The organism is Stenotrophomonas maltophilia, from assembly GCF_006970445.1.
Taxonomy (GTDB): Bacteria; Pseudomonadota; Gammaproteobacteria; order Xanthomonadales; family Xanthomonadaceae; genus Stenotrophomonas; species Stenotrophomonas maltophilia_AU.
This window is the reverse complement of the sequence record NZ_CP033877.1, coordinates 2361569-2386057: the sequence shown is the minus strand read 5'-3', so window position 1 is coordinate 2386057 and position 24489 is coordinate 2361569. Positions and strand designations below refer to the sequence as shown.

Below are 24489 nucleotides of genomic sequence, written 5' to 3'. Positions count from 1 at the left end.
GTATCAGGCCGGGAGCGCCTTGCTCCCGGCCGTTCTCAGCTGTCGTGGCTGTCGTCCGGCCGAAGCCGTTCGGGATGGGTATACACATTGAACCCGCTCTCCCGCGCGAACCCGACCAGGCACAGGCCGGCGCTGCGGGCCAGGTCGATCGCCAGCGCGGTCGGTGCCGACACCGCCGCCAGCACGCTGGCACCGGCGCGCACCGCCTTGCTGACCATTTCGTAGCTGGCCCGGCTGGAAATCACCAGCAGTCCGCCTTCAATGGCGTGTTCGTTGTGGTGCAGCGCGCCGATCAGCTTGTCCAGCGCATTGTGGCGACCCACGTCCTCGCGCACCCAACCGATGCGCCCACTGGCGTCGGCCCAGGCCGCGGCGTGGGTGGAGCCGCTTACCGCATTCATCGGCTGGTGCTGCGCCAGCGTGGCCAGCGCCCGCTGCAGAGAGGCGGGCGGGTAACTGCGTCGCTCGCGGATCTGCGGCAACGGGCGCAGCACTTCTTCCAACTGGCGCGTGCCACACAGGCCACAACCACCACGGCCGGGCAGCAGGCGCCCATTGGCCGGGTCCAGGTCGGCACCGGGTGCCTCCTCGGCCACGGTCATCTGTAGTTCGATGCCTTCCAGCTGCGGGCGGATGTCGATCGACAGCAGCTGCGAGGGGGTGTCGATCAGGCCTTCGCTGAGCGAGAACCCGAGCGCGAAGTCTTCCAGGTCGCACGGAGTGGCCATCATCACCGCGAAGGCGGCGCCGTTGTAGCGCAGCGCCACCGGCACTTCTTCGGCCACCACATCGACCTGCTGCTGTTGGCCCTCGTTGCGCCAGCGCTGCAACGGGCGTCGCGCCGTGCCGGCAGGCGGGGTGTGCGGCGGGATCGAATCAGGCATGCAGCGCGTCCGGACAAGGGGGAAACGCGGGCGGGCCACCGCCTGCGGTTTCGAGGATAGCGCAGTGGTCGCGCGCAGACGTGGCTGTAACCGTTGCCATGGCAGGTTGTGCTGAAAACAGCCTGTACCCTCTGGCGAAGCAGCGTAGGCCGTGCTTGACTGTGGGGCTGGTCGTGCCACTGAATGTGCCGTCGGACCGCGTTGTGCCGATTGTTGCTGCGTTCCTTCCGTAAGGTTCCCGAACATGTCCGAGCAGAAACCGCCGCGTTACAAGCCCTACAACCAGCCTGCCGGAGGCTGGGGTGCCGCCGGTGCCACGGCCAAGGTGCTGCTGCAGCAGAGCGTGATCGGCAAGGGGTCGAAGGCGCTGCTGGCGATGAACCAGCCCGGCGGCTTCAAGTGCCCGAGCTGCGCGTTCCCCGATGCCGACGAACGCAAGAAGCTGGAATTCTGCGAGAACGGCGCCAAGGCGCTGGCCTGGGAAGCCACCCAGTTCCGCGCCGGTCGTGAGCTGTTCGCCCAGCACACCGTCACCGAACTGATGGCGCAGACCGACTACTGGCTGGAGATGCAGGGCCGGCTGACCGAGCCGATGCGCTACGACGCAGCCACCGACCACTACGTGCCGTGCAGCTGGGACGAGGCCTTCGCACTGATCGGCCGCCACCTGCAGGCGCTGGACAGCCCGCACCAGGCCGAGTTCTATACCTCCGGGCGCACGCCCAACGAAGCGGCGTTCCTGTATTCGATCTTCGTGCGCGAGTTCGGCACCAATAATTTCCCGGACTGCTCGAACATGTGCCACGAGCCGACCAGCCGCGGCCTGCCGCCGGCGATCGGGGTGGGCAAGGGCACCATCGTGCTGCAGGATTTCGAGCACGCCGAAGCGATCTTCGTGATTGGTCAGAACACCGGCACCAATTCGCCGCGGATGATGAGCAACCTGGTCGAAGCGCGCAAACGCGGCATCCCGATCGTGGCGGTCAATCCGATGCCCGAGCGCGCGCTGATCCGCTTTGCCGAGCCGCAGGACGTGGTGCAGATGGCCACGTTCGGTTCGACCGAGATCACCAGCGAGTTCGTGCACATCCGCATCGGCGGCGACCTGGCCCTGATCAAGGGCATGATGAAGGTGATGTTCGAGCGCGAAGCGCAGGGCGAGCGCGTGCTCGACCATGATTTCCTGTCAGAACACACGGTGGGCCTGGAGGCGCTGCGCGAAGACGTGTTGGCGCAGGACTGGGACCAGATCGTGCAGGTGTCCGGCATTTCGCAGGCGCAGATCCGCCGATGCGCGGAGATCTACATCCGCTCCAAGGCCACCGTGATCTGTTATGGCATGGGGCTGACCCAGCACCAGTACGGCTCGCGCCTGCTGCAGCAGGTCGCCAACCTGCTGATGCTGCGCGGCAACTTCGGCAAGCCCGGTGCGGGCATCGGGCCGATCCGTGGGCATTCCAATGTGCAGGGCGACCGCACCGTCGGCATCGACGAGAAGCCCAAGCCGGCCTACCTGGACCGCGTGCAGCAGGTGTTCGGCTTCGATCCGCCGCGTGAGCACGGCCATCATGTGGTCGAATCCATCGAGGCGATGCTGGACGGCAGCGCCAAGGTATTCATCGGCCTGGGTGGCAACTTCATCCATGCGGTGCCCGATACGCCGCGTGCGTATGAAGCCATGCGCGGCCTGGACCTGACCGTGGGCATCGCCACCAAGCTCAACCGAGGTCATCTGGTTCATGGCCGCGATGCGCTGATCCTGCCGGTGGTGGCGCGCTCGGAGCGCATCGTCACGCCGGCCGGCGAGCAGTTCGTCACCATCGAAGACGCGATGTCGAACGTGACCGCGTCGCGCGGCGTGCTCGAACCGGTCAGCACGGAGGTGCTGCCCGAGGTCGAGATCGTCTGCCGCATGGCGATGGCTGCGCTGCCGCACAGCAAGGTCGACTGGGCGCGCTGCATGCACGACTATGCGCCCATCCGCGAACTGATCGCTGCCGTGTACCCGGAGATCTACACCGGCTTCAACGAGCGCATCCAGCAGCCGCACGGCTTCCATCTGGACATTCCACCGCGCCGCCGCGTGTGGCCCACGCCCAATGGCAAGGCCAACATCCTGGTGATGCCCGGCCTGGACGTGGACGATCCGGTGCACGATCCGGACATGTTGCGGTTGGCCACCGTGCGCTCGCACGATCAGTACAACACCACCATCTACAGCTACAACGATCGCTATCGCGGCGTGTACAACGATCGCATGGTGCTGTTCATGAACATCGAGGACCGGCTGGCGCGCGGTCTGGAGAAGGAGGCGCTGGTCAGCCTGGAGACGATCAGCGGCGATGGCGTGCAGCGGCGCATCGAGGGCCTGACTGTACTGGACTACCCGATGCCGCGCGGCGCGCTGGCCGGTTACTACCCGGAACTGAACCCGTTGTTGCCGCTGGACTACTACGACCGGATCAGCGGCACGCCCGCTGCCAAGTCGATTCCGGTGCGGATGAGTGCGATGGCGGCGGCGATTGCGTGACACGAGCATCGGCTATCATCGGCGGGTGAACCTGCCTGGCCTGCTGCTGCGATGGATGTTGCTTGTTGCCCTGGTGCTGAACGCACCGGCGCTGGCGCTTGCCTCGTCTTCGTACAACGGGTCGATCAACCAGGATCACTGCGCCGCGCCGCACTCAGCCGCGATGGCGGCAGTCGGCTGCTGCGATGATGCGGCCCCGGCGGCCTGCCAGAGTGGTGAGTGTGAATGCCCGCCGGCCTGCCTTGGCATGCTGGTCACGTTGAGCGGAACGCCCGCCTCGCCGTGGCGCGAGGCGCCGGCACCCGCCGGTTCCCAGCAACGCGCACCGCCGCCGATGCCGGACCCGTTGCGGCCCCCTATCGTGTGATTTCCTGCTGGCGCTCAAGCGCCTGCCATGACTGTTCGACTTTTTCTCGACTCTGCCTGCGCCTTCGATGCGCGGGCGGCGGGCCGCGTTGCCCGCCTCTGCAAAGGAATCACTCAATGAACCGTACTCTCTCCCTCGGCCTGCTGCTGGGCACTGTGTTGGCCACGACCGCCTGCGCACGCGCCGCCGAAGAATCCGCCGCCGCACCGGTCGCCAGCGCAGCACCGGTGGCACCGATCCAGGCCAGCCCGGCCAAGGTCGATCCGGCCTTGCCGGTGGCCATCGTGCACAAGACCGCCAGCTGTGGCTGCTGCGGCATCTGGGTCGACCACCTGAAGGTTGCCGGCTTCCAGGTGGACGTGCGCGACACCGATGACATGAATCCGATCAAGGTTCGCCTGGGGGTGCCAGTCGGCAAGGCGTCCTGCCATACCGCCGAGATCGGCGGGTATGTGGTCGAGGGCCACATTCCGGCCGAGGACATCAAGCGCCTGCTGGCCGAACGCCCGGCCGCGCGCGGGCTGGTGCTGCCCGGCATGCCGGCCGGTTCGCCGGGCATGGAAATGCCGGATGGCTACGTGCAGCCGTACACCGTCGAGCTGGTGCGGACCGACGGCAGCACCGAGCCGTTTGCCCAGCACGGGCAGGGCGGCTGACAGTCAGTGGCGGTGCCGGTCGCTCTGACCGGCACCCTTCGACGCGTCCGGTGTAGAGCAGAGCCCACGTTCGACTCTACAGATTCAACGAGCCCCGGCCGTTTCCTTGGCCAGCTGCGCGTCGAATTTCTTCTCGGCCGCATCCGCGTAGGCCTTGCAGTTCAGTGCCTTCTCGCTGGCCTTGCTGCCAGCGGCATAGTTCCAGTTGCTGGCGCCCGGATGCGGGGTCAACAACAGGTCGCACGGCAGGCTGCGCACCGTAGCGAAGCTGCGTCGATAGTCCTCGACCAGGCGCGGATAGCGGGCGTTGCCCTGCAGCTGGTAACCCGGTGCACTCAGGCTGTCGGCATAGGCGATGCGTACCGGCTTGCCATCGCGGGTATCGGTCCAGGTCCAGGCGGTGCTGCCCGGGGTATGCCCCGGCATGAAGTGCGCGGTGAACGCAATGCCGCCGACGGTGACCACCTCGCCATCCATGATGATGCGGTCGGTGCTGGCCGGTGGAAAGGTGATGCCGTCGCCAAAGTGCAGGTCGTTGCTGCCGCCGCGCGCCAGCAACACCGCTGATTCGGCGTTGGCCGCCACCTTCACACCGGTACGGCGCTTCAGTTCCGCCACCGGGCCTGCATGGTCGGCATGCGCGTGGCTGAGCAGGATCACGCGCAGGTCCTGCGGCGCCACGCCGCGCACTTTCATGTTGCTGATGAGGTGGCTGGCCATCTGCGGCATGCCGCCGTCGAGCAGCACTGCACCGTCGGCGGTCTGCACCAGCAGCGCGGTCAGGTTCTCGGTGCCGATCTGCCAGGTGTGGTCGGCGATCTGCAGCGGTGCCATCGGCTGCAGCCACGAGGCGTCCACGGTGTAGGCCTGCAGCTGCGGCAAGGGTGCTTCGGCAGCGCTGGTGTGGGTGATCGGGAGTGCTGCGGCAAGGGCGAGGGCGAGCATGTGCAGGCGCATGTGAAAGGTGTATCGGGAAGGTGGATCGAGGCTAGCACGGTGCTTTCCGATGCCGTTTCGATGATTCCTCATGCCTGCCATGAGCCGGGGTTGCAGGTGCCGGAATATTGGCGCGACAACTGCCGTGAAAGGGCGATGCAGTTCGCAACGTGTTCGCATCGCACGGGGTAGCCTGCACCGACCACAAGGAAGGAGCAGGCGCATGTGCATTGTGTGCAATCCAGGAGCCGCAGCATTCCTGCAGGCACGTCGCGAGTTTCTGGGCGGGATGGTCGGGTTGGGCGCGGCGGCGCTGGTGGGGTCGGCGGTACCGCTGGCGGCGTTCTCCGCTACGCCGGCGCCGAACCTGGCCGGGCCGGCGGATCGGATTTTCCATGGCGGTCCGATCCATACGCTCGGGCCCAAGGGCAAGGTGCAGGCGGTCGCGGTTCGCCAGGGACGGATCCTGGCCACGGGCAGCCACGAGGACGTCATGCTGCATCGGGGGCGCCAGACCGATGTCGTCGACCTGCGCGGCAGAGCGCTGCTGCCAGGCTTCATCGACCCGCATATGCACTCGGCGATGGCGATGCTGTCCGACTGGGTGGACGTGACGCCGTTCAGTACCGGCACGCTGGCCGAGGCGCTGTCGAAGATCGGCGCCGCCGCGAGTGCGAGCAAGCCCGGCGAATGGGTGGTTGCACAGGGCATCGACCCCTCGCTGATGCCCGGCAAGGCCATCACGATGCAGGCGCTGGACGATGTGGCGGCCGATAATCCGGTGTTCGTGCTGGAGTCCAATGGGCACATCGCCTACAGCAACACGAAAGGATTCGCTGCGGCCGGTGTCACCGATGCAACGCCAGATCCCGACCAGGGGCGCTACGATCGAGCGAACGGGAAGCTCACGGGGCGCATGCAGGAATCTCCTGCGATGAAACCGTTCATGGCGGTAATGCCGATGCCCAGCCCGGAACGCTATGCCGAGCTGATCCAGCAGTTGTTCGCGGACGCGACCAAGGCGGGCTGCACCAGCCTGCATGACGCAGGTATTGGTACCGGCGGCACGACGGACCTGGACGTGCTCAATGGAGTGATGGCGAAGAATCCTCCCATCCGCTACTCGGGATTCCTCACTTCCGATCTGATGGACGACTGGATCAAGCGCGGCCTCAGGCCCGGCGATGGCAATGATCGATTCCGCCTGACCGGTATCAAGTTCTGGTCCGATGGCTCCAACCAGGCGCAGACGGGCTATCAGCGCGAGAATTATCTGGGTTCGGACAAGCGAGGCGCATTGAACTACACCGAAGCCGAGTTGATAGCCGGGGTGCAGCGCGCGCACGACCTCGGTTGGCAGGTGGGAATCCATGCGAATGGTGATGCGGCAATCGACACCACGCTGAACGTCTACCAGGCGGTGCTGGCAAAGACCGCGCGCGCCGATCATCGCCATCGCATCGAGCACTGCAGCGTGCTGCATCCTGAGCAGATCGTCCGCCTGGCCGACCTCCAGGTTTCGCCTTCGTTCCTGATCGGGCACGTGTACTACTGGGGAAAGGCGTTCCGCGACAACATCCTCGGCCCGCAGCGCGCCGATCTCTACGATCCATGCCGGTCGGCGCTGGTGGGCGGTCTGCGCATTTCGCTGCACTCCGATTTCAACGTCACCACCATCGAACCGTTGCGCTACATCGACAACGCGGTGAACCGGCGCATGCGTGATGGCGGCGAAGTGTTGAATCCGGAAGAGTGCATCAGTGTTGAGCAGGCGCTGCGCGCAGTGACCATCGATGCGGCATGGCAGTGCCGGGTGGACGACATCGTCGGCAGCCTGGAGCACGGCAAATACGCTGACATGGTCATCCTCGACCGCGATCCGCTCACGATCGATCCGGCAAGGATCATCGACCTGAATGTGATGGAGACCTGGCTGCAGGGTGAGCGGCGCTACGCCGCCTGATCCGGGGCGTGTGGCCTGGGCCCGGGGCGACATCGCCCCGGGCCCCGTGCAGGCTCAATAGCGGTACTGCCACCCCAGCGTCAGTACCCGGCCACGTCCGGAGAAGTAACTCGGGTTCGACGGCGTGGTCTGCGAGTAGTAGCTGATGTACTGCTTGTTGGCCAGGTTCTGCACGCCCAGCGTGAAGGCATGCTTGTCCAGCGTGTAGCGTGCAACCAGATCCACCGTGGTGTAGCCCTTGAACTCGGCCACCCGTGCGCCCAGCTGGTCGAAGTCGCGATCGAAGGCGTGGCTGGCCTGCAGTCGGGTGCTCAGCTGCGGTGTCCAGTTCTGTTCCCAGAACGCGGTCAGCCGGTTCGGTGCGATGTTCACGCCCGCCAGGTCGCTGTCCAGCTGGCCATCGATGTTGGCGTCGTAGCGTCCGTTGGCGCGCGCATAGCCCAGGCCCAAGCGACTGTTGCCCAGTTGCAGGCGCAGGTTGCTTTCGAAACCCTCCACGCGGGTGGCCTGGCGCTGCACGTTGTAGGCATCGATGCCCGCATCGTAGACCAGCACCGAGCCGAGCCTGGATTCGGAGGTGTAGTAGGCGATATCGCCGCTGAAGCGGCCATCGTCATACTCCAGGCCGATCTCGCGGTTGTCCGACACCACCGGCGACAGGTCCACCAGGCTGTCCACGCGCTGGCCGTCGCGGTTGATCGCACGCAGTACGCGGCCGACGTCGGCCACGGTGTAACCCTCCGAGTAGGACGCATAGGCGTTGAGGCGATCGTTGATGTACCAGACCGCGCCGAAGTTGGGCAGGGTCTCGCTCATGGTCGGCTTGCCACCGGCCACCTTGCGCGCGCCATAGCGGGGCAGGGTGGTGTAGTCGCCCACTTCCAGCTCGCCCTTCTCGTAGCGCAGGCCGCCGGACAGCATCAGGTGGTCGGTCGGCCACCAATGCAGCTGCAGCAGCGGCGACAGGCTCTGGTAGGTGGTCAACGGCACCCAGTTCATGCCGCTGGCCAGCAACACCTGGTGGGTGCGATCACGCAGGCCGTCCAGGCCCAGGGTCACGTCCAGCGTGGTGCCGGCGATGCGGCTCCAGCTCTGGGTCAGCTTGAAGCCGCGCTTGTCCGATTCGTTCTGGGTCTGGTCCCAGGCGGCATTGGCGCCGGTGTTGCCCCACGGGTCCCACTGGCTGGCGCCATAGCGGCCTTCGAAGTCGACCGCGAACGCCTGTGCCTGGAAGCGGCCACCGAGCAGATCGGCGGCGCTGTAGTCCGCGGTCAACGAGCGTGAGCGGTTCATCGGCGGGTCCAGCGGGGTGTCACCGGGCACCGAAATGGTCGGGCGCCCGCTGCGGAAGTCGCCGTTCACCGCCAGATAATTGTCCAGCCCGCGCAGTTCGTAGCGGTTGGCCATCAGCTGCAGGCGGTGGCCTTCGGCAATGTTCCAGCCGAACTTGGCGAACACGTTCGACGAGGTCGAATCCATCAGCTCGCCCTGCGCGTTGGTGCCGATCGAGCGCCCTTCGCCGTCGTGGAACAGGCCCTGGCGCTCGTAGGCCAGCCCCGCGACCAGGTCGAACTGCTCGCCACGCATGCCCACCAGCGCCGAAGCGCGCTGGCCGTTATCGTCGTGGCGGCGGGGCAGCGCGCTGCTGTAGCTGAGGTTGCTGTCGAACAGGAATGCGCCCGGTTCGCCAGGCGCGCTGCGGGTGATGATGTTGACGATGCCGCCGGTACCGCCGATGCCCTGCAGGGCGTTGGCGCCATGGATGACTTCAATGCGTTCGATCATCGCCGGGTCGATGGTGTGCGAGTCACGCGAGCCATCGCGCAGCGGCGTGGACTGCGGCACGCCGTCGACCATGTACAGGATGCCGCGCCCACGCATGCTCTCGCCGTAGTTGGACATCTTCTCGCGGGCGGGCGCAAAGGCCGGGATCTGTGACGACAGCACGCGCGAGACATCCGAGCCCAGCGCCAGCTGCTGCGCGATGTCCTCGCGCGTCAGCACGGTGATGGTGTTGGGCATGGCGGTCTCGCCCTGCGCCATGCGCGCGGTGGACGCCGAGACCGTGACGCGGGCCAGCGAGGTGGCTGCGGCCTGCGGCGCAGGGCGGGCAGGCGCAGGGGCCTTGGCCTGCACAGGTGCAGCGGCGGCCGCGCTCAGCACGAAGACGCCCGGCGAGCGTTCCTGCAGTGCCAGGCCCTGGCCGGCCAGCAGGCGCTGCAGCGCCTCGCGCGGGGTGTAACGGCCGTCCAGCGCCGGTGCGGTGCGCCCGCTGACACTGTCGGCGGCGAACAGCAGCTGGATGCCGCTCTGCCGGGCCAACGCGTTGAGTGAGGCCTGCAGGGAACCCGCCGGCAGGTGGACCTCGACGGCGGTCGGTTCGGACGCCTGCGCGGCAACGGGCAGCGTCGCGCACAGGCAGGCGGCGAGCAGGGTGGGCGCCAACCGGCGCAGCGTGGCGGGCGTAACAGGGCGGGTCATGCGGGGGTCCTTCGGAGGGGTTCAAGCACCTGCCGGATGGGAGGGCGCGCTACCCACCCTCATGGCGGCAATCAATCGCGAGCGCGCAGGTGCAGGCTGCCGTCGGCGGCGGTCTGCAGCTGTACCGGCAGGATGTCCGGCAGCAGTGCCACGGCGGTCTCGGCGCGATCGGCATCGAACACGCCCGAGACCAGCAGCGGGCCCAGCGCCGGGTCGTCCAGCACGATCGGGCGGTCGTGGTAGCGCTGCAGGATGCGCAGCACTTCCGACAGCGGCAGCCGATCGAACTGCAACCGCCCGGTGGTCCAGTCGGCCCGGTCCGGGCTGACCGCTTCGGGCGGCGACAACGACCCTGCCTGGGCCAGCAGGCGCTGGCCCGGCTTCAGGCGTTGCTCGGCCTCGCTGCCGTCGACGCGTACGCCCACCTCGCCGCGCCACAGGGTCACCTCGCTCAGACCGCCCTGGCGGTCCACATCGAATACGGTGCCGTAATTGCGCACGTGTACCGGACCGGCATCGACCAGGAAGGGGCGCCACGCCGAGTGCTGTACCTGGAAGCGCGCCTGGCCGCGTGCCAGCAGCACCTGCCGCGAGCGCAGGTGCCGGCGCACCTGCAGGTGGGTGCCAGCATCAAGCAGCACCTCGCTGCCATCGGGCAGGGTGACGTTGCGGCGTTCGCCGACGGCGGTCTGGTAATCGCGGACCTGCCAGGCCGGGTCGATCAGCAGCAGGGCGCCAGCGGCGACCAGCAGCACTGGCAGCACGGCCTTGATGGGCGGGCGGCCACGTTTCCGCTGCAGCTGCTCGGGACCCGGCATCGGGAAGCGTTGCTTCAAGGCATCGCGGTGCCGCTCCAGCACCTGATCGGTGGAACCCGGCGGTGGCTGGGGTTCCGTGGGGTCGGGCGTGCGGCTCATTGCAGCCCTGCCGACAGACGGCAGTCGTCCATTGCCAGGCGCAGGTGGCGCTCCACCGCCTTCAGGCCGATGCCCATGCGCCGCGCGACTTCTGCCTGTGGCAGCTCGTGGATCTTGTGCAGGATGAAGACCTGCTGGCGCCGGCAGGGCATCCGTTCGATGGTGACGCTCAAATGCTCAAGCGCGTGCATGCCCTGCGCGTGCTGCTCGGGCCCGGGGCGCGGGCAGGCGCCCTCGGGCAGTTCGGCGCGCGGCTCGACCCAGTGCCGGCGCAGGTCTTCGGCGCGGCAGCGGTCCACCGCCGCGTCGTGGGCGATCCGGCGCAGCAGCGCGATCGGTTGCCGTGCGTCGTGCACGGGCGGTCGCTCCAGCAGGCGTACGCAGACATCGTGGACCACTTCGCGGGCCAGCCCGGGCGAGCGGAAGCGGCGACGCAGGTAATCCACCAGTTCCTCGTAGTGGCGCACCAGCGAAGACACCAGCGGCAGCGCAGGCGGGTGAGGGGAAGGCAGCTGGGACATCCGGACCGGCAGCAAGGACGAAGGGCGGGCGCGGGGAGGGCATCCCTGCGCGACGACGCAATACTAATGGGAACTGTTCGCGTTTGCCATGCGCGGCCGGCCGCGCCGATTGTTCGCGGCGGCTGGAAAGTGAAACCACGATCATCGGCTGGAGCGCAGAATCGGCCCGGGCTAGCCTGCCTGGGGACTCAAGGAGATCGACGGATGCATGTGATTCTGGTGATCACCGCAGGCGTGCTGCTGCTGGGGGTGTTCCTGTTGTTCGGCCATCTCTGGAGCGTGGGCACCTCGCAGCTGCCCACGGCGCTGATCGCATTCATCGCCACCTGGTTGCTGGTGGCCGTGGCCAACATGTGGGTGGGGGTCAGCAAGGCCGGTTACGCGGTACGCGAGGAGCTGCCGATCCTGTTGCTGGTGTTCGCCGTGCCGGCGCTGCTGGCCGGTTTCCTGTACTGGCGCCTGGCGCGCTGAAGGAGTTCCATGAGTACCCGACTGCGCCTGCCGGCGCTGCGCCACCGCGATGGCCATCATGCCCGCGTGACCTACGAAGAACTGTTCTTCGACCTGGTCTACGTGTTCGCGGTCACCCAGCTCAGCCACCATCTGTTGCACCACCTGGACCTGGCCGGCGTGCTGCAGACGCTGGTGCTGTGGTTCGCGGTCTGGCTCGGCTGGCAGTACGCCTGCTGGGTCAGCAACTGGTTCGATCCGGAGGCGCCACGCATCCGCGGCCTGATGTTCGCCACCATGCTGCTGGCGTTGTTGATGTCCTCGTCCATTCCCGAGGCGTTTGCCGATCGTGCATGGATGTTCGCCGGGGCGTACGCCACGATGCAGGTCGGACGCACCGCGTTCGTGCTGTTCGAGGTCGGCCGCAACCATCCGTTGGCGCCGAACTTCCGCCGCATGCTGGCCTGGGTCAGCGTCTCGGCCTGCTTCTGGCTGGCCGGCGCAGCGGCCGAGGGCAATCTGCGGCTGGCACTGTGGGCGGCGGCGGTCGCCTGCGAATACATCTCGCCGATGTTCGGCTTCGCGTTCCCAGGCATGGGCCGGTCGCATACCCGTGACTGGACCATCGAGGGCGGTCACCTGGCCGAACGTTGCCAGCTGTTCGTCATCGTCGCCCTGGGCGAGACGTTGCTGGCCACCGGTGGCGTGCTCAGCGACGTCGAGCACTGGAGCCTGCAGGTGGTATCTGCGGTGCTGGCCACCTTCGCTGGCACGATTGCCATGTGGTGGCTGTACTTCGGCATCTCCAGCCGCGATGCCACGGAGGCCATCACCCACGCCGAAGACCCCGGACGGATGGGCGCCAACTTCCATTACGTGCACGCGCTGCTGATCGCCGGCATCATCGCCACCGCGGTGGGCAACGATCTGGTCATGGACCATCCGGGGGCGGCCGTCACCACGGTGTACGCCACCGTGATGGTGGCGGGCCCGCTGATCTATCTGCTGGGCAGTGCCCTGTACAAGCGCGTGGTCTATGGGCACGCGCCGCGCTCGCACCTGCTGGGCGCCGCCGCGCTGCTGGTGCTGGGCCTGGCGTTGCCCTGGATGCACCTGCTGGCCGCCGGATGGCTGACCAGCCTGGTGCTGCTGGGCGTGGGGCTGCTGGATACGCGGCTGAAGCGGCGCACCCGGGCGTTGCCGGGCTAGAACCCGCCGCCGGTCTTGAAGCCACCGCCACCGCTGATGCCGCCGCCGCTGTGGAAGCTGCTGCCGCTGGAACTGGAACTGGAACTGGAGCTTGAGCTGGAACTCGAGCGCGAGCTTGAACTCGAGCTGGAACTGCTGGAACCGCCCGCAAGCAGGTCGAACAGGCTGCCAGAGGAGCGGGTGGTGCTTCGGCTGCTGGTGGTGCTGAAGAAGGACGCGGCAACGGTGGCCGGCGCGGCGGCCCGGTAGCTCGGCGCCTCGTAGGCCTGTCGTTGGATGTCTGCCGCCGCCTGGTAGCTCCTGCGCGCAGCCTGCAGGCTGTCCAGGCGCTTCTTCAGCACGGCCATTTCACGGGTGTGCTCAGCCACCATGCCGTCGATCTCGCCCAGGCGCAGGCGACTGCCATGGATGCGTTCGAGCACGGCATCGTCCTCGCCGGAGGCGGTGGCGGCAACGCGGCGGTACAGGTCGTCCATGCTCTTGGCCGACAGCGTGCGCGCCAGCGCGGTGAGCAGGGCGCCACCTTCGGCATCGGTCCAGCTGCGGAAGCCATCGATCTGTGCCTGCTTGGCATCCACGGTCTGCCGATGCAGCTGCTCGGCCAACAGCGCCTGCGCTACTGCGCTCTGTGCCGTCTGCAACTGCTGGCGCAGCGGGTCGCCACCGGCGTGGGCGAGGGCCGCGTCGCGGGCCTGCTGCACCGGTTGGCGGGCCGCCTCCACGTCGTCGCGGGCGCGTCCGGCATGTTCCTGCAGGTAGGGCGGAAGCTCGACCAGCGTGGCGTACTCGCGACGGGCACGGTCGAAGCCGCACAGCTCGGCCAGCCAGCCATCGACCGTGCGCACCAGCGGCCAGCCGCGATAGGCCGCGCTGCCGAAGCTGCGACGGTGCAGGTACATGAAGATCGGGTCGGCCTGGTAGGCGCCGGCCTTGGCGTCACGCTCAGACTGCGCAGAGGCGGCCATGCGCTCGACCGTGTCGGCGCGCGCCTCGGCCAGCTGCAGGTCGTCCTGCAGCACCCTGTAGGTGGGTTCCGCTTCCAGCGTGGTGTCCACCTGGTCCTGCAGGGCCTGCCACCGTCCGCCAGCGGCGTCGCGTGCAGCAACGGCTTCCTGCGACCGCTGCTGCAGCGACTGCTCGATGTCCAGCAGCGCCTGCAGCTCGTCGGCCAGCACCGCCGCTTTGCGATCACGGCGCTGCAGATCGGCGTTGGATTGCTGCAGCAGGTCCCGGGCCAGCATCGGCGACGCATCGGTGGCGGCCTCGGCTTGCAGGCGCGCCAGTGCGTTGAAGTCGTCGCGGACCCGCCCGTGCAGCGCTTCCTGTTCCTTGATCAGTTCCCGGCACTGGTCGCCACGCGTGGCCAGTTGTGCCTGCACCTGGCCGATATCGGTTTCGACATCGGCAATCGCGTCGTTCAGATCTCTCATGTCAGTTCCTTACCCATCACCATTCGGTGATGTAGCCGCCGGTGGCGGGCATGCGGAAACGCGGCGACAGGCTGCCGCGCGGCTTGCTGCCGATCTGGTCGTCTTCGATGATGCCGTTGTCCTGCTTGTCCGCCGCAACCCGGTTGTAGGTGGCCTCCGGCACGCGCACGGCGAACAGCGAGGCCCATTCGTCCTTGCCGGTTTCCTCATTGCGGATCAGCAGTTCGGTGGCCTTGCCGGCCTCGTCCAGTGCTTCGGTCACCAGGTAGTAGTTGCGGCCACCGTTGGCCTTTTCGTTGTAGCGCCAGACGCCGGTGCGCTCATCGTCGCGGTTGACGATGCGGTAGACCAGGGTCTGCGACAGCAGCCCCACCAGTTGGCTGACCTCGTCCAGGGCCGGCCCGGCTTCAGCCAGCGTCTCGACCCGGATCAGGCGGGCGGCCTGGTCCAGCGCACGCTCGAAGCGCTTGCGGTCTTCGCCGGCGACGCCGGTGGCGAGGCCGTCGGTCTTGAGCTGGGCCAGCCGCTCGTTGAGCGCGGCCAGTTTGTCGGCGCTGCCGATCAGGTCCTTCAGAGTCACTACTGCCTGGCCGGCCGCGGCGATGTCGCCCGCGCGCAGTGCCACGTCGCCGCCGGTGTAGGCGCGTGCGCGCACCTGCTCGGCATCCGGCGCGAGGCGTGCTGCCTTTGCAGCGGCGTTGGTGGTATCCAGCAGCTCGCTGGCCTCGATGGCCTGGCCGAGAGTGTTCACCCGCTCGGTCAGCGGCGGCAGGGTGTCCCTGGCCTGCGCCAGCAGCTGCGCGGCTGCCAGCCGATGCTGCTCCACCTGCGCGGCCGCCTGCTCGCCGGTGGCGCTGCCACCGCTGCTGAGCCGGGTGAGCTTGTCCTTGCGCACAAGGGTCGGCAGCGTTGCCATCGCGGCGGGAACGTCGGCAAAGCGCCGCTGTGCTTCGGCCAGCGCGGTCTGTGCGCCTTCGGTCAGCGGCTGCAGGCGCTCGCCGCTGGCGGTGGCACGTGGCAGCAGTCCCTGCAGCGCCTGTTCCTGTGCGGCCAGCAGGGCGTGCGCTGCAGCCGCCGCCTGTTGCTGCGCGGCCACCTTGTCGTTCAGCACCTGCACGTTCTTCTGCACGTTGCTCTCGTGCACAAACGCCCCGAAGCTGCGCGCCATCACCAGCAGGACCGCGAGCATCAGCAGCACCAGGGCGGCGATCAGCGCCCATTTCAGCAGCCGGCTGCGATCGATCCAGCGCCGCGCCAGCCATGCCTTCCAGCCACGCGGCGCGGTGTAGAGGTAGCGCTGCTCACGCTGGGCCTGGATGCCGGCCTCGAGGATCTCGTCGGAGACCTCGATGCCCTGCGAGCGGTACAACTCAAGCAGGCGCTGCTTCAGCGTCGCCTTGTCATGGCCGCTGTCGGCCAGCGCCTTCATTTCGGCATTGCGGTAGCGCAGCTGGTCGACCACATCCATGGTCAGCAGCGCATCCTGCAGCTCGGCAGGGGCCATCGTCGCACTCACCTCAGCGCGACTCCGGGCTCGGCGGTGCCTGCAGAAGGGCTGCGAAACGCTGCTTGCCCTGTTCGACATACTCGGCGATCTCCGCCGAATCGCGGGTGGCCTGGCCACGCAGCTGCTCGATCTCCTGCAGCGAGGTTTCCTGGAAGCGCACCACCGCATCGACCAGCTTGCGTACCGAATCGACGCCGATGGTTGCGCCGTAGCCGGCCTTCAGGCCCTCGTGCAGCACGTCGTCGCCAATGTTGGCCACCGCTTCCAGGCCCTTGGAGGTGCCCTCGGTCATCGCATTGAGCGCCTGCGTGGACTCGTGCAGGCCCATCTGCGTGGTGAAGGCCAGGTTCAAGGCGGTGAAGCTGGTTTCGTTGGTGGAGAAGAACACCACCGAGCGCTCGTTGACGCGGCGCTTGACCTCGTGCGACTGGTGCACGCGCAGCATGATCGCCTCGGAGGTGGCGTAGTTCACCTGCAGGTTCTCGGCCAGGTCCTTGGCCAGCTGGTAGCGCGACTCCTCGGCCTGGTTGTTGCGCAGGGCTTCATCGCGAGCCATGACCAGGCGGCCGGTATCAGCGGCATCGGCGGCCGGGTCGGCCGTTTCCACGCGCTGCTGCGCCTGCTTCAGCGCCTCGCGCGCATCGGCCAGCACCTGTTCCTGCAGCTTCAACAACTCATGCGCCTGGATTTCGGCATCCTTGATCGACAGGCGGAAGTCGCCGTACATCTCCAGCACGCGCGATTCGCGCTGCAGCTGCTCGGCGGAATCGCGGCTGACCTCCAGGAACGTACGGCGGATCTTCTCGAACCGGCTCGGGATGTCACCGCGGGTGACCTTCATCCACAGGTTCTGCAGGCGCTCGCCCATATCGATCTTGCCGTCGCGCACCTGTTCGACCATGGTGCTGGCGTCGTCACGGATGCTGTCGAAGGCGCGGATGATCTCGGTATAGCGGTCGGACACCTTGGCCGAGCTGATCTCATCACGCATCACGGCATTGAAGTGGCCGGACTGCTGCAGCACGCGGGCAATGGCCACCACGCGGCCCTGGTCCAGGGTGGACAGCTGCGAAACCAGCGCGATGGCCGGTGCGTTGTTGTCCTGGGGGGCGGCCAGGCCCAGGCTGCGCAGCGTGGCCATGGCGCGGTCGAGGTACTTGATCGGCGCGGTAGCGGCCGGCGTGGCAAGGAGGGTGTTCTCGGACATTTCGACGGCTCCGGTCAGGGCAAGCGATGAGGAACCCGCCGCGCGGAACGGGCAGGTTGCTGCGAAACGAAGGGGAAGGGGAGCGGCCGCCGTGCGCTGCACGGCAGGCGGGCCCGGTCAAGGGCAGCGGGCCCGGTACGGGCGAGGGTGGTGTCCTGTTCACGCATGGCGCATTCCCTGCAGATCGCCCCCTGGCGATTCCTCGCCCATTGTAACGGCGGTGATGAGCAGGTGAAGCCCCACCGATGGCAGGGTGGAGTAGCGTTGGCGCCCGCTTATCCGTTCCGGCAAGCGAGGGCTTCGTGCAGAACGTACCGCAGTGGTTGATCTGGGCCGGATTGTCTGCCGTGTTCGCGGCGCTGACCGCGCTGTTCGCCAAGGTCGGCGTCAAGGGCGTCGACTCGGACCTGGCCATGGCCATCCGCACCCTGGTGGTGGCGGCGGTGATCCTGCCGCTGGTGGTGGTCACCGGCAAATGGTCCAACCCGTTGCTGCTGCCGGGGCGCACCCAGCTGTTCCTGGTGTTGTCGGCGCTGGCCACCGGTGCTTCGTGGCTGTTCTACTTCCGCGCGCTGCAGAGCGGAGAACTGGCCAAGGTGGCGGTGGTGGACAAGTTCAGCGTGGTGCTGGTGATCGTGCTGGCCTATCTTCTGCTGGGCGAGCGGCCCAGCCTGCGGGAGTGGAGCGGCATCGGCCTGGTACTGGCCGGGGTGATCGTGCTGGCCACGAAGAAGTAGCAGCGTCCAACCGATCAGAGGGGAGAGCAGGATGCAGGGCGAAGCACACGGTACGTTTGAAGTGGATCTGCGGCCGATCGGTGGCAATGACGGCCCGATCGCGGTGATGTCGATCAACAAGACCTTCGCCGGCGACCTGCACGGCAGCAGCGTCGGCCAGATGCTGGCCTTCCGCACGCCGGTGCAGGGTTCGGCCGGCTACGTGGCGATGGAACGGGTGACGGCCACGCTGGCCGGGCGCCAGGGTGGGTTCACCCTGCAGCACAACGGCTTGATGACCCGTGGCACGCCGCAGCTGAGCGTGGTGGTGGTGCCTGATTCCGGCAGCGACGGGCTGCTCGGCCTGGCCGGCACGCTGGAGATCACCATCAGCGAGGGCCGCCATGACTACCGGTTGCTCTACAGCCTGCCGGAAGAACCCTAGCGAAGCTCCGCTGCCATCGCCGCGAGCCGGGCGACGGTGTTGAGGTTGCGCGCCGTGCCCTGTGCCGAGCCGGGAACACGCAGGCGCGAGTCGGCCATGCCCGCGCCGTAGTGGATGAACATCTCGCGCGTGCCGAGTGCGAGATGTTCGTCGCGCCGGCCGGTCACGCCGTCCAGCGGGTCCGCGGGCAGGCTGCCGTCGAGGAACAGCGCGACTACACGGTTGCCGGCGGCCTGCGCAAACGGATTGCGCGCCACCACGGCGGCGATCTCGTTGGCCGAGCGCACCAGCACGCCCACCGGCTTGCCGGCATATTCCTGGAGCCGCTGGCCGAGGGCCTGGCGCACCCCCGTTTCGTCGAGTGCGCTGCGCAGCACCACATTGCCGCTGGCGATGTACGTGCGGACATCGGCGAAGCCTGCGTCCTCGCACATCGCCACCAGTTCGCGCATCGGCAGCTTGCCGGTGCCGCCGACGTTGACCGCGCGCAGCAAGGCGACGTGGACGTTCATGGCGTCCCCGCCTGCAGGCGGTCGTACATGCGTACCAGGTCAACCAGGGTGCGTGCGCCCATCTTGCGCATCACCTGCGCACGGCGCACCTTCACCGTGATCTCGCTGACGCCGAGGTCACCGGCGATCTGCTTGTTGAGCCGGCCGCGCACCACGCCATCGACCACTTCGCGCTCGCCGGCATTGAGGGTGTCCCAACGCAGCTGCAGCGCGCCCAGCACGTCGCCCTCGCGGCGGCGCTGGCGGTCGATCTCGATGCCCTTGTGGATGGCATCGAGCAGTTCCTGGTCACGGAAGGGCTTGGTCAGGAATTCGATGGCGCCGTCCTTGATCGCGTTGACGCCCATCGCAATATCGCCGTGGCCGGTGATGAACACCACCGGCAACTGCAGGCCGTGGCTGTCCATCGTGCGGTGGAATTCGAGGCCGCTCTGGCCTGGCATGCGCACGTCCAGCACCAGGCAGGCCGGCGCGTCTTCCAGTTCGTGTTCGAGGAACGCCTGGGTGGAGGCGAAGGCCCGTACCTGCAGGCCCATCGAGGCCAGCAGGTCTTCCAGTGCCGCGCGCACCGACGGATCGTCGTCGATCACGTAGACGATGGGTGCCGGGTCGACGATGGGTGCAGCGGGCTTACGCATGGGGAGAATCCGTGGCGATCGGCAGGTCGAACACGAAGCAGGCACCGCCGCCTGCCGGTCGTTCGGCGCGGATCTGGCCGTCGTTGGCCTCGATCATTGAGCGGCTCAGGCTGAGCCCGAGCCCCAGTCCGTGTGACTTGGTGGTCCAGAACGCATCGAACACACGTTCGGGATGGTCGACGGGCAGGCCGACGCCGCGGTCGCGCACACTGAGACTGACCCGCTGGCCGTCACGCCGGGTCAGCAGCGACAGGCGCCGGTCGGCGGCGGGCACGCCTTCCATCGCGTCCACCGCATTGAGGATCAGGTTGCCGATCACCTGCTGCACCTGCACGCGGTCGGCCTGCACCGGCGGCAGGTCGGCGTCCAGCAGCAGCGCCACGGCCACGCCATGCTGGTCCAGCTCGCTGCGCGACAGTGCCAGCATTTCCTCCACCGCCTGGTTCAGGTCGAAGGCGCGCCGTTCCGGTGCGGCACCTTGGGTCAGGCCGCGGATACGGGCGATCACGTCACCGGCGCGGTGCGCATCGGCCAGGATGCGGGCCACGGTCTGGCGTGCCTTGTCCACGTTCGGCGGGTCCTGCGCCAGCCAGCGCTGGCAGGCTTCGGCGCTGCTGGCGATGGCCGCCAGCGGCTGGTTCACCTCATGGGCGATGGAGGTGGTCAGTTCGCCTACGGTGGAGGCGCGTGCCACCCGCAGCAGGCGGCCCTGCGCTTCCTGCACGGCGGCCTTGGCCGCTTCCATGTTCAGGGCGAGGTAGGTGGTGATGCCGATCACCAGCATGCCGATCACCGAGTTGACCAGGCCGATGCGGTAGGTGCCGAAGCGGGTGAGGAAGAAGCTCAGCCCGGTCAGCGCGATGCAGGCAATGGCCAGGGTGATCAGCCCGCGCGCGCTCAGTACGCGCGATGCGGCGAGAATGACCGCTGCATAGAAGCAGGCGGCGGCGACCGCGTAATCGGTGACGGTGTCGATCAGGAAGATCGCCGCCATCACGACGATCAGGGCCAGCAGCACCAGTGGGCGGCGGGGCAACAGCGATGGCATCGGGACGGCTCCCTGGCGTGGGCGGAAAGGATAGCAAAGCCGCCATTGGTGGATGCCGGCACGCATCAACGTGATGCCCGGTAGTGCCGGCCGCTGGCCGGCAGCTGCAGGACCTCCCCGGAGATCATGAGGTTGCCGGCCAGCGGCCGGCACTACTCCTCCAGGCTGGCGTTCCAGAACCCCTGCAACACCCCGGGCGTGGTCGCCAGCGTCGCCAGTACGGCATCCAGTTCGCCGGCATCCACCGTGGTGGCATACAACACCGCTTCGATTTCCACGTCGCGCTCGCCGAACGGGCGCTGGTCCACCGCGCGCACCGGGTACTGCGCCTGCTCAAGCAGCAGCAACAGCTGGTCCAGCACCTCGGCCTGCTGCTCGCGCTGGCAGACCACGTTGATCGCATAGGTCGCCTCGCTGAACGCCTCCGGCAGAGGCTGCCGCTGGATGCGGTTCACCACCGGTCGCAGCAGGGTGTTAGCGGCCAGCACGAATACCGCCGCCATCACCGCTTCCGGCAGCAGCTTGATGCCTGCGCAGGCACCCACCGCCGCCGATCCCCACAGGGTGGCAGCGGTGTTCAGGCCGGACACCTGGGCGCCGTCCTTCATGATCGCGCCGGCGCCGAGGAAGCCGACGCCGGAGATCACATAGGCCACCACATGCAGCGGTGACGGTGGGCCACCGTACAGGTCATGGAAGCGGACTGCCAGATCGACGAATACTGCCGCACCTACTGCCACCAGCGTGTTGGTGCGCAGGCCGGCGGTGCGTTGGCGCAGCTGTCGCTCCAGGCCGATGATCGTGCCCAGCACGAACGCCACCGACAGGCTGATCAGCGAGCTGAGCGTGGCGCCGGCGTTGAACGCCGGCAGGTTGGGATTGATGTCCATTGTGTTTCTCCCTGGACAAGGCAGCCGCTTACTGCCAGCCGTAGCGACGGATGTAGAACTTCTTCAGTGCGGTGGTCAGCACCGCGTAGCCGAACAGGATCGCCACCAGGAACGGCCAGTAGCCGGTCGGCAGGGCCTGCAGCTTGAAGTAGCCGGCCAGCGGGCTCATCGGCAGGGCCACGCCGATGGCCATGATCAGGCCGGTCATCACCAGCAGCGGCGGTGCGGCGATGCTCTGCAGGAACGGCACCTTCGGCGTACGGATCATGTGCACGATCAGGGTCTGGGTCAGCAGGCCCACCACGAACCAGCCGGACTGGAACAGGCCCTGGTCGGCCGGCGTGCGTGCATCGAACACGTACCACATCAAGGCGAAGCAGGTCAGGTCGAAGATCGAGCTGATCGGCCCGAAGAACACCATGAAGCGGCCGATGTCCGCCGGGTTCCACTTCAGCGGCTTGCGCACCAGCTCCTCGTCCACGTTGTCGAACGGAATGGCGATCTGCGAGATGTCGTACAGCAGGTTCTGCACCAGCAGCTGCAGCGGCAGCATCGGCAGGAATGGCAGGAAGGCCGAGGCCACCAGTACCGAGAACACGTTGCCGAAGTTGGAGCTGGCGGTCATGCGGATGTACTTCAGCATGTTGTTGAACGTGCGCCGGCCCTGGATGACGCCTTCCTCCAGCACCATCAGGTTCTTTTCCAGCAGGATGATGTCGGCGGCCTCCTTGGCGATGTCCACCGCGCTGTCCACGCTGATGCCGATGTCGGCCGCGCGCAGCGCCGGTGCATCGTTGATGCCGTCGCCGAGGAAGCCGACCACCTTGCCCTGTGCGCGCAGCTCGCGTACCAGGCGCTCCTTGTGCAGCGGCGTCAGCCGGGCGAACACACGGTGGTGGTGCAGCGCCCGCGACAACGCACCGTCATCCATGCGCTCGATCTGCGGGCCGGTCAGGATGGTGTCCGCGTCCAGCCCCACCTGCGCGCAGACGCGGGCGGTCACCAGCTCGTTGTCGCCGGTAAAGACCTTCACTTCCACGCCATGCGCGGCCAGCGCCTGCAGCGCCTGCGCAGCCGATTCCTTCGGCGGGTCCAGGAAGGCCACGTAGCCGACCAGGGTCAGGCCGCACTCGTCGGCCTGCGTGTACACAGTCTGGCTGGCAGCGGTCTCTTTCATTGCCACCGCCACCACACGCAGGCCCTGTTCGTTCAGTTCCTCGGTGGTCTGCCGCACGCGGGCCAGGCGGCGCTCGTCCAGCGGCATGTCCTGGCCGTTCTCGCGCACGGTGCTGCACACCGCCAGCATCTCTTCCACGGCTCCCTTGCAGATCAGCTCGTGATGGTCCTCGCGCTCGGAGACCACCACCGACATGCGGCGGCGCTCGAAATCGAACGGGATCTCATCCACCTTGTGGTAGTCCTGCGACAGCCGCAGCGAACTCTGCAGCTCCACGTGCTCCAGTACCGCGCGGTCAAGCAGGTTGATCAGGCCGGTCTGGAAGTGGCTGTTGAGATAGGCGAACGTCAACACGTCTTCCGAATCGTGACCGAACACATCGGTGTGGCGCTCCAGCGCGATCTTGTCCTGGGTGAGCGTGCCGGTCTTGTCGGTGCACAGCACTTCCATGGCGCCGAAGTTCTGGATCGCATCCAGGCGCTTGACGATCACCTTGCGTCGCGACAGCAGCACCGCGCCCTTGGCCAGGGTGGAGGTGACGATCATTGGCAACATTTCCGGGGTCAGGCCTACCGCCACCGACAGCGCGAACAGGAACGCCTCGGTCCAGTCACCCTTGGTCCAGCCGTTGATCAGCAGCACGAACGGCACCATCACCAGCGCAAAGCGGATCAGCAGCCAGCTGACGCTGTTGACGCCGGCCTGGAACGCGGTGGGCGCACGGTCGGTGGCGGTGCTGCGCTGGGCCAGGGTGCCGAAGTAGGTGCGGTTGCCGGTGGCCAGCACCACGGCGGTGGCCGTGCCGGACACCACATTGGTACCCATGAACAGCAGGTTGTGCTGTTCCAGCAGGCCGGCCAGGCCGTCGCCCGGGTGCGCGAACTTCTCTACCGGCAGCGATTCGCCGGTCATCGCGGCCTGGGCAACGAACAGGTCCTTGGCGGTCAGTACACGGCAATCGGCCGGAATCATATCGCCGGCCGACAGCACGATGTGGTCGCCGGGCACCAGTTCGCGGATCGGCAGGTCGAGCAGGCGTGCCGGGCGACGGCTGTGCAGGTGCGCGCCGAAGTACTGGTCGGCCACGTCCGCAGCCTCGGTGCCGGGATTGCGGCGCAGCACGCGCGCAGTGTTGCCGACCAGTGCCTTCAGCCGCTCGGCGGCACGGTTCGAACGCCCCTCCTGCACGAAGCGGATCAGCGTGGACAGCAATACCATCGCACCGATCACCACGGTGGCCTTGATGTCCTCGGTCAGCCAGGACACCGCCGCCAGCACGGTCAGCAGCAGATTGAACGGATTGCGGTAGCACTGCCACAGGTGCCGCCACCACGGCAGCGGCTTTTCGTGATCCACCTCGTTGGGGCCGAGCGTGGCCAGCCGTTCCTCGGCCTCATGCGGGCTGAGGCCGTCGGCGTGCGATTCCAGCGTGGCCAGCAGCTCGGCTTCCTCCTGCTGGGCGAGGGTGACCAGGCCGGTGGTGAGCGCGAACGGCGCTGCTTCGGCGCTGCCCGGGCCAAAGCCGGCTTCGGGCATCGCACGGCGGCGGAACAGGTTGCCTGCGCGACGGCTGCGCAGGAAGGCATTGAACCAGGCGTTGAGCAGGCTCATGGGACTCTCCTCGAATGTCAGAGCCGGCCGCGGCCGGAACACGAACGGAACAGTTGGAACAGGTCAGGCGTGGCGCATCGCCAGCACCGCCGGTGACCATGGCTGCATGTGCAGCCGCTGGCTGCCACCGATGCACAGCGGCTTCATCGCATCGCGCAGGGGATAGGGCAGGTGGCGCAGCACATTGATGCGCTCGCTGATCGGCAGCAGCGACAGCGCGTCGGCCACCACGCGTGGCGAACCGAGCGACAGCGAACGGGCAAACGTGACCGGGCCGTGCTGCAGCAGCTGGCTGCGCAGCGCGGCAACATCGCGCTCGCCGATCAGGCGGCGCAGGGTGATGTAGAGGATCTTGTAGGACATGGGGGCGATCTCCAGGCAGGCGGCGCCTGGC

The 24489-nt window shown here is 67.5% G+C and carries 21 protein-coding genes; 7 read left to right on the top strand and 14 right to left on the bottom strand.

Features of this window, described 5'->3' with window-relative positions; all coding sequences use genetic code 11:
- Positions 1–35: 35 nt before the first annotated feature.
- Positions 36–884, bottom strand: a complete 849-nt coding sequence (gene fdhD, locus EGM71_RS11030) for a formate dehydrogenase accessory sulfurtransferase FdhD (RefSeq protein WP_188484957.1) — start codon at positions 882–884, stop codon at positions 36–38.
- A 244-nt stretch (positions 885–1128) separates the two neighbouring features.
- Here fdhD and EGM71_RS11025 point away from each other — a divergent pair, with 244 nt between their 5' ends.
- Positions 1129–3414, top strand: a complete 2286-nt coding sequence (locus tag EGM71_RS11025; RefSeq protein ID WP_188484956.1) for an FdhF/YdeP family oxidoreductase — start codon at positions 1129–1131, stop codon at positions 3412–3414.
- Between the two features lie 483 nt (positions 3415–3897).
- A complete protein-coding gene (locus EGM71_RS11020) occupies positions 3898–4437 on the top strand; it encodes a DUF411 domain-containing protein (protein WP_188484955.1) in 540 nt (179 codons plus the stop codon).
- Positions 4438–4521: 84 nt separating this feature from the next.
- Here EGM71_RS11020 and blaL1 read toward each other — a convergent pair whose 3' ends face one another.
- Positions 4522–5394, bottom strand: a complete 873-nt coding sequence (blaL1, locus tag EGM71_RS11015; RefSeq protein WP_188484954.1) for a L1 family subclass B3 metallo-beta-lactamase — start codon at positions 5392–5394, stop codon at positions 4522–4524.
- 202 nt (positions 5395–5596) lie between these two features.
- Between blaL1 and EGM71_RS11010 the strand changes: the two genes are divergently transcribed.
- Entirely contained in the window at positions 5597–7336 is a 1740-nt protein-coding gene (locus tag EGM71_RS11010) for an amidohydrolase (protein WP_188484953.1), read from the top strand.
- A 54-nt stretch (positions 7337–7390) separates the two neighbouring features.
- On the opposite strand, the gene EGM71_RS11005 is transcribed toward EGM71_RS11010, so the two are convergent.
- The 3 genes from EGM71_RS11005 to EGM71_RS10995 form a co-directional block, all read right to left on the bottom strand.
- On the bottom strand, positions 7391–9817 hold the full coding sequence (locus EGM71_RS11005) for a TonB-dependent receptor domain-containing protein (protein WP_188484952.1): 2427 nt from the start codon (positions 9815–9817) through the stop codon (positions 7391–7393).
- 71 nt (positions 9818–9888) lie between these two features.
- A complete protein-coding gene (locus EGM71_RS11000) occupies positions 9889–10734 on the bottom strand; it encodes a FecR family protein (RefSeq protein WP_188484951.1) in 846 nt (281 codons plus the stop codon).
- A complete protein-coding gene (locus EGM71_RS10995; RefSeq protein WP_188484950.1) occupies positions 10731–11255 on the bottom strand; it encodes an RNA polymerase sigma factor in 525 nt (174 codons plus the stop codon). The genes EGM71_RS11000 and EGM71_RS10995 overlap by 4 nt, the downstream gene beginning before the upstream one ends.
- Before the next feature lie 204 nt (positions 11256–11459).
- On the opposite strand from EGM71_RS10995, the gene EGM71_RS10990 reads away from it, so the two are divergent.
- A complete protein-coding gene (locus EGM71_RS10990; protein WP_014037340.1) occupies positions 11460–11726 on the top strand; it encodes a hypothetical protein in 267 nt (88 codons plus the stop codon).
- A gap of 9 nt (positions 11727–11735) precedes the next feature.
- Positions 11736–12914, top strand: coding sequence for a low temperature requirement protein A (locus EGM71_RS10985; RefSeq protein ID WP_188484949.1), 1179 nt, complete (start codon positions 11736–11738; stop codon positions 12912–12914).
- Here the strand turns inward: EGM71_RS10985 and EGM71_RS10980 are convergent.
- The 3 genes from EGM71_RS10980 to EGM71_RS10970 are packed head-to-tail and all read right to left on the bottom strand — an operon-like array spanning position 12911 to position 17058.
- Complete coding sequence (locus EGM71_RS10980; protein WP_188484948.1) at positions 12911–14344, bottom strand: hypothetical protein; 1434 nt, start codon at positions 14342–14344, stop codon at positions 12911–12913. The two genes, EGM71_RS10985 and EGM71_RS10980, sit on opposite strands and share 4 nt — an antisense overlap.
- Before the next feature lie 16 nt (positions 14345–14360).
- Positions 14361–15848: a DUF6384 family protein gene (locus EGM71_RS10975; protein WP_188484947.1), complete on the bottom strand. Its 1488-nt coding sequence runs from the start codon at positions 15846–15848 to the stop codon at positions 14361–14363.
- A 13-nt stretch (positions 15849–15861) separates the two neighbouring features.
- Positions 15862–17058: a cell surface protein gene (locus EGM71_RS10970; RefSeq protein WP_188484946.1), complete on the bottom strand. Its 1197-nt coding sequence runs from the start codon at positions 17056–17058 to the stop codon at positions 15862–15864.
- A 302-nt stretch (positions 17059–17360) separates the two neighbouring features.
- On the opposite strand from EGM71_RS10970, the gene EGM71_RS10965 reads away from it, so the two are divergent.
- Positions 17361–17795: an EamA family transporter gene (locus tag EGM71_RS10965; protein ID WP_188484945.1), complete on the top strand. Its 435-nt coding sequence runs from the start codon at positions 17361–17363 to the stop codon at positions 17793–17795.
- A gap of 31 nt (positions 17796–17826) precedes the next feature.
- On the top strand, positions 17827–18219 hold the full coding sequence (locus tag EGM71_RS10960; protein ID WP_188484944.1) for a DUF3224 domain-containing protein: 393 nt from the start codon (positions 17827–17829) through the stop codon (positions 18217–18219).
- On the opposite strand, the gene EGM71_RS10955 is transcribed toward EGM71_RS10960, so the two are convergent.
- The 6 genes from EGM71_RS10955 to EGM71_RS10930 all read right to left on the bottom strand — a co-directional run bounded on the left by EGM71_RS10955 (position 18216) and on the right by EGM71_RS10930 (position 24458).
- Positions 18216–18731 carry a DUF1697 domain-containing protein gene (locus tag EGM71_RS10955; protein WP_188484943.1) on the bottom strand — a complete coding sequence of 172 codons (516 nt, stop codon included), beginning with the start codon at positions 18729–18731 and terminating at the stop codon, positions 18216–18218. The two genes, EGM71_RS10960 and EGM71_RS10955, sit on opposite strands and share 4 nt — an antisense overlap.
- Positions 18728–19369 carry a response regulator transcription factor gene (locus EGM71_RS10950; protein ID WP_188484942.1) on the bottom strand — a complete coding sequence of 214 codons (642 nt, stop codon included), beginning with the start codon at positions 19367–19369 and terminating at the stop codon, positions 18728–18730. The genes EGM71_RS10955 and EGM71_RS10950 overlap by 4 nt, the downstream gene beginning before the upstream one ends.
- Positions 19362–20417, bottom strand: a complete 1056-nt coding sequence (locus tag EGM71_RS10945; protein WP_188484941.1) for a sensor histidine kinase — start codon at positions 20415–20417, stop codon at positions 19362–19364. The genes EGM71_RS10950 and EGM71_RS10945 overlap by 8 nt, the downstream gene beginning before the upstream one ends.
- 152 nt (positions 20418–20569) lie before the next feature.
- Positions 20570–21307 carry an MgtC/SapB family protein gene (locus tag EGM71_RS10940; protein WP_188484940.1) on the bottom strand — a complete coding sequence of 246 codons (738 nt, stop codon included), beginning with the start codon at positions 21305–21307 and terminating at the stop codon, positions 20570–20572.
- Positions 21308–21335: 28 nt separating this feature from the next.
- A complete protein-coding gene (gene mgtA / locus EGM71_RS10935; RefSeq protein WP_188484939.1) occupies positions 21336–24095 on the bottom strand; it encodes a magnesium-translocating P-type ATPase in 2760 nt (919 codons plus the stop codon).
- Between the two features lie 63 nt (positions 24096–24158).
- Complete coding sequence (locus tag EGM71_RS10930; RefSeq protein ID WP_099481573.1) at positions 24159–24458, bottom strand: hypothetical protein; 300 nt, start codon at positions 24456–24458, stop codon at positions 24159–24161.
- Positions 24459–24489 lie beyond the last annotated feature (31 nt).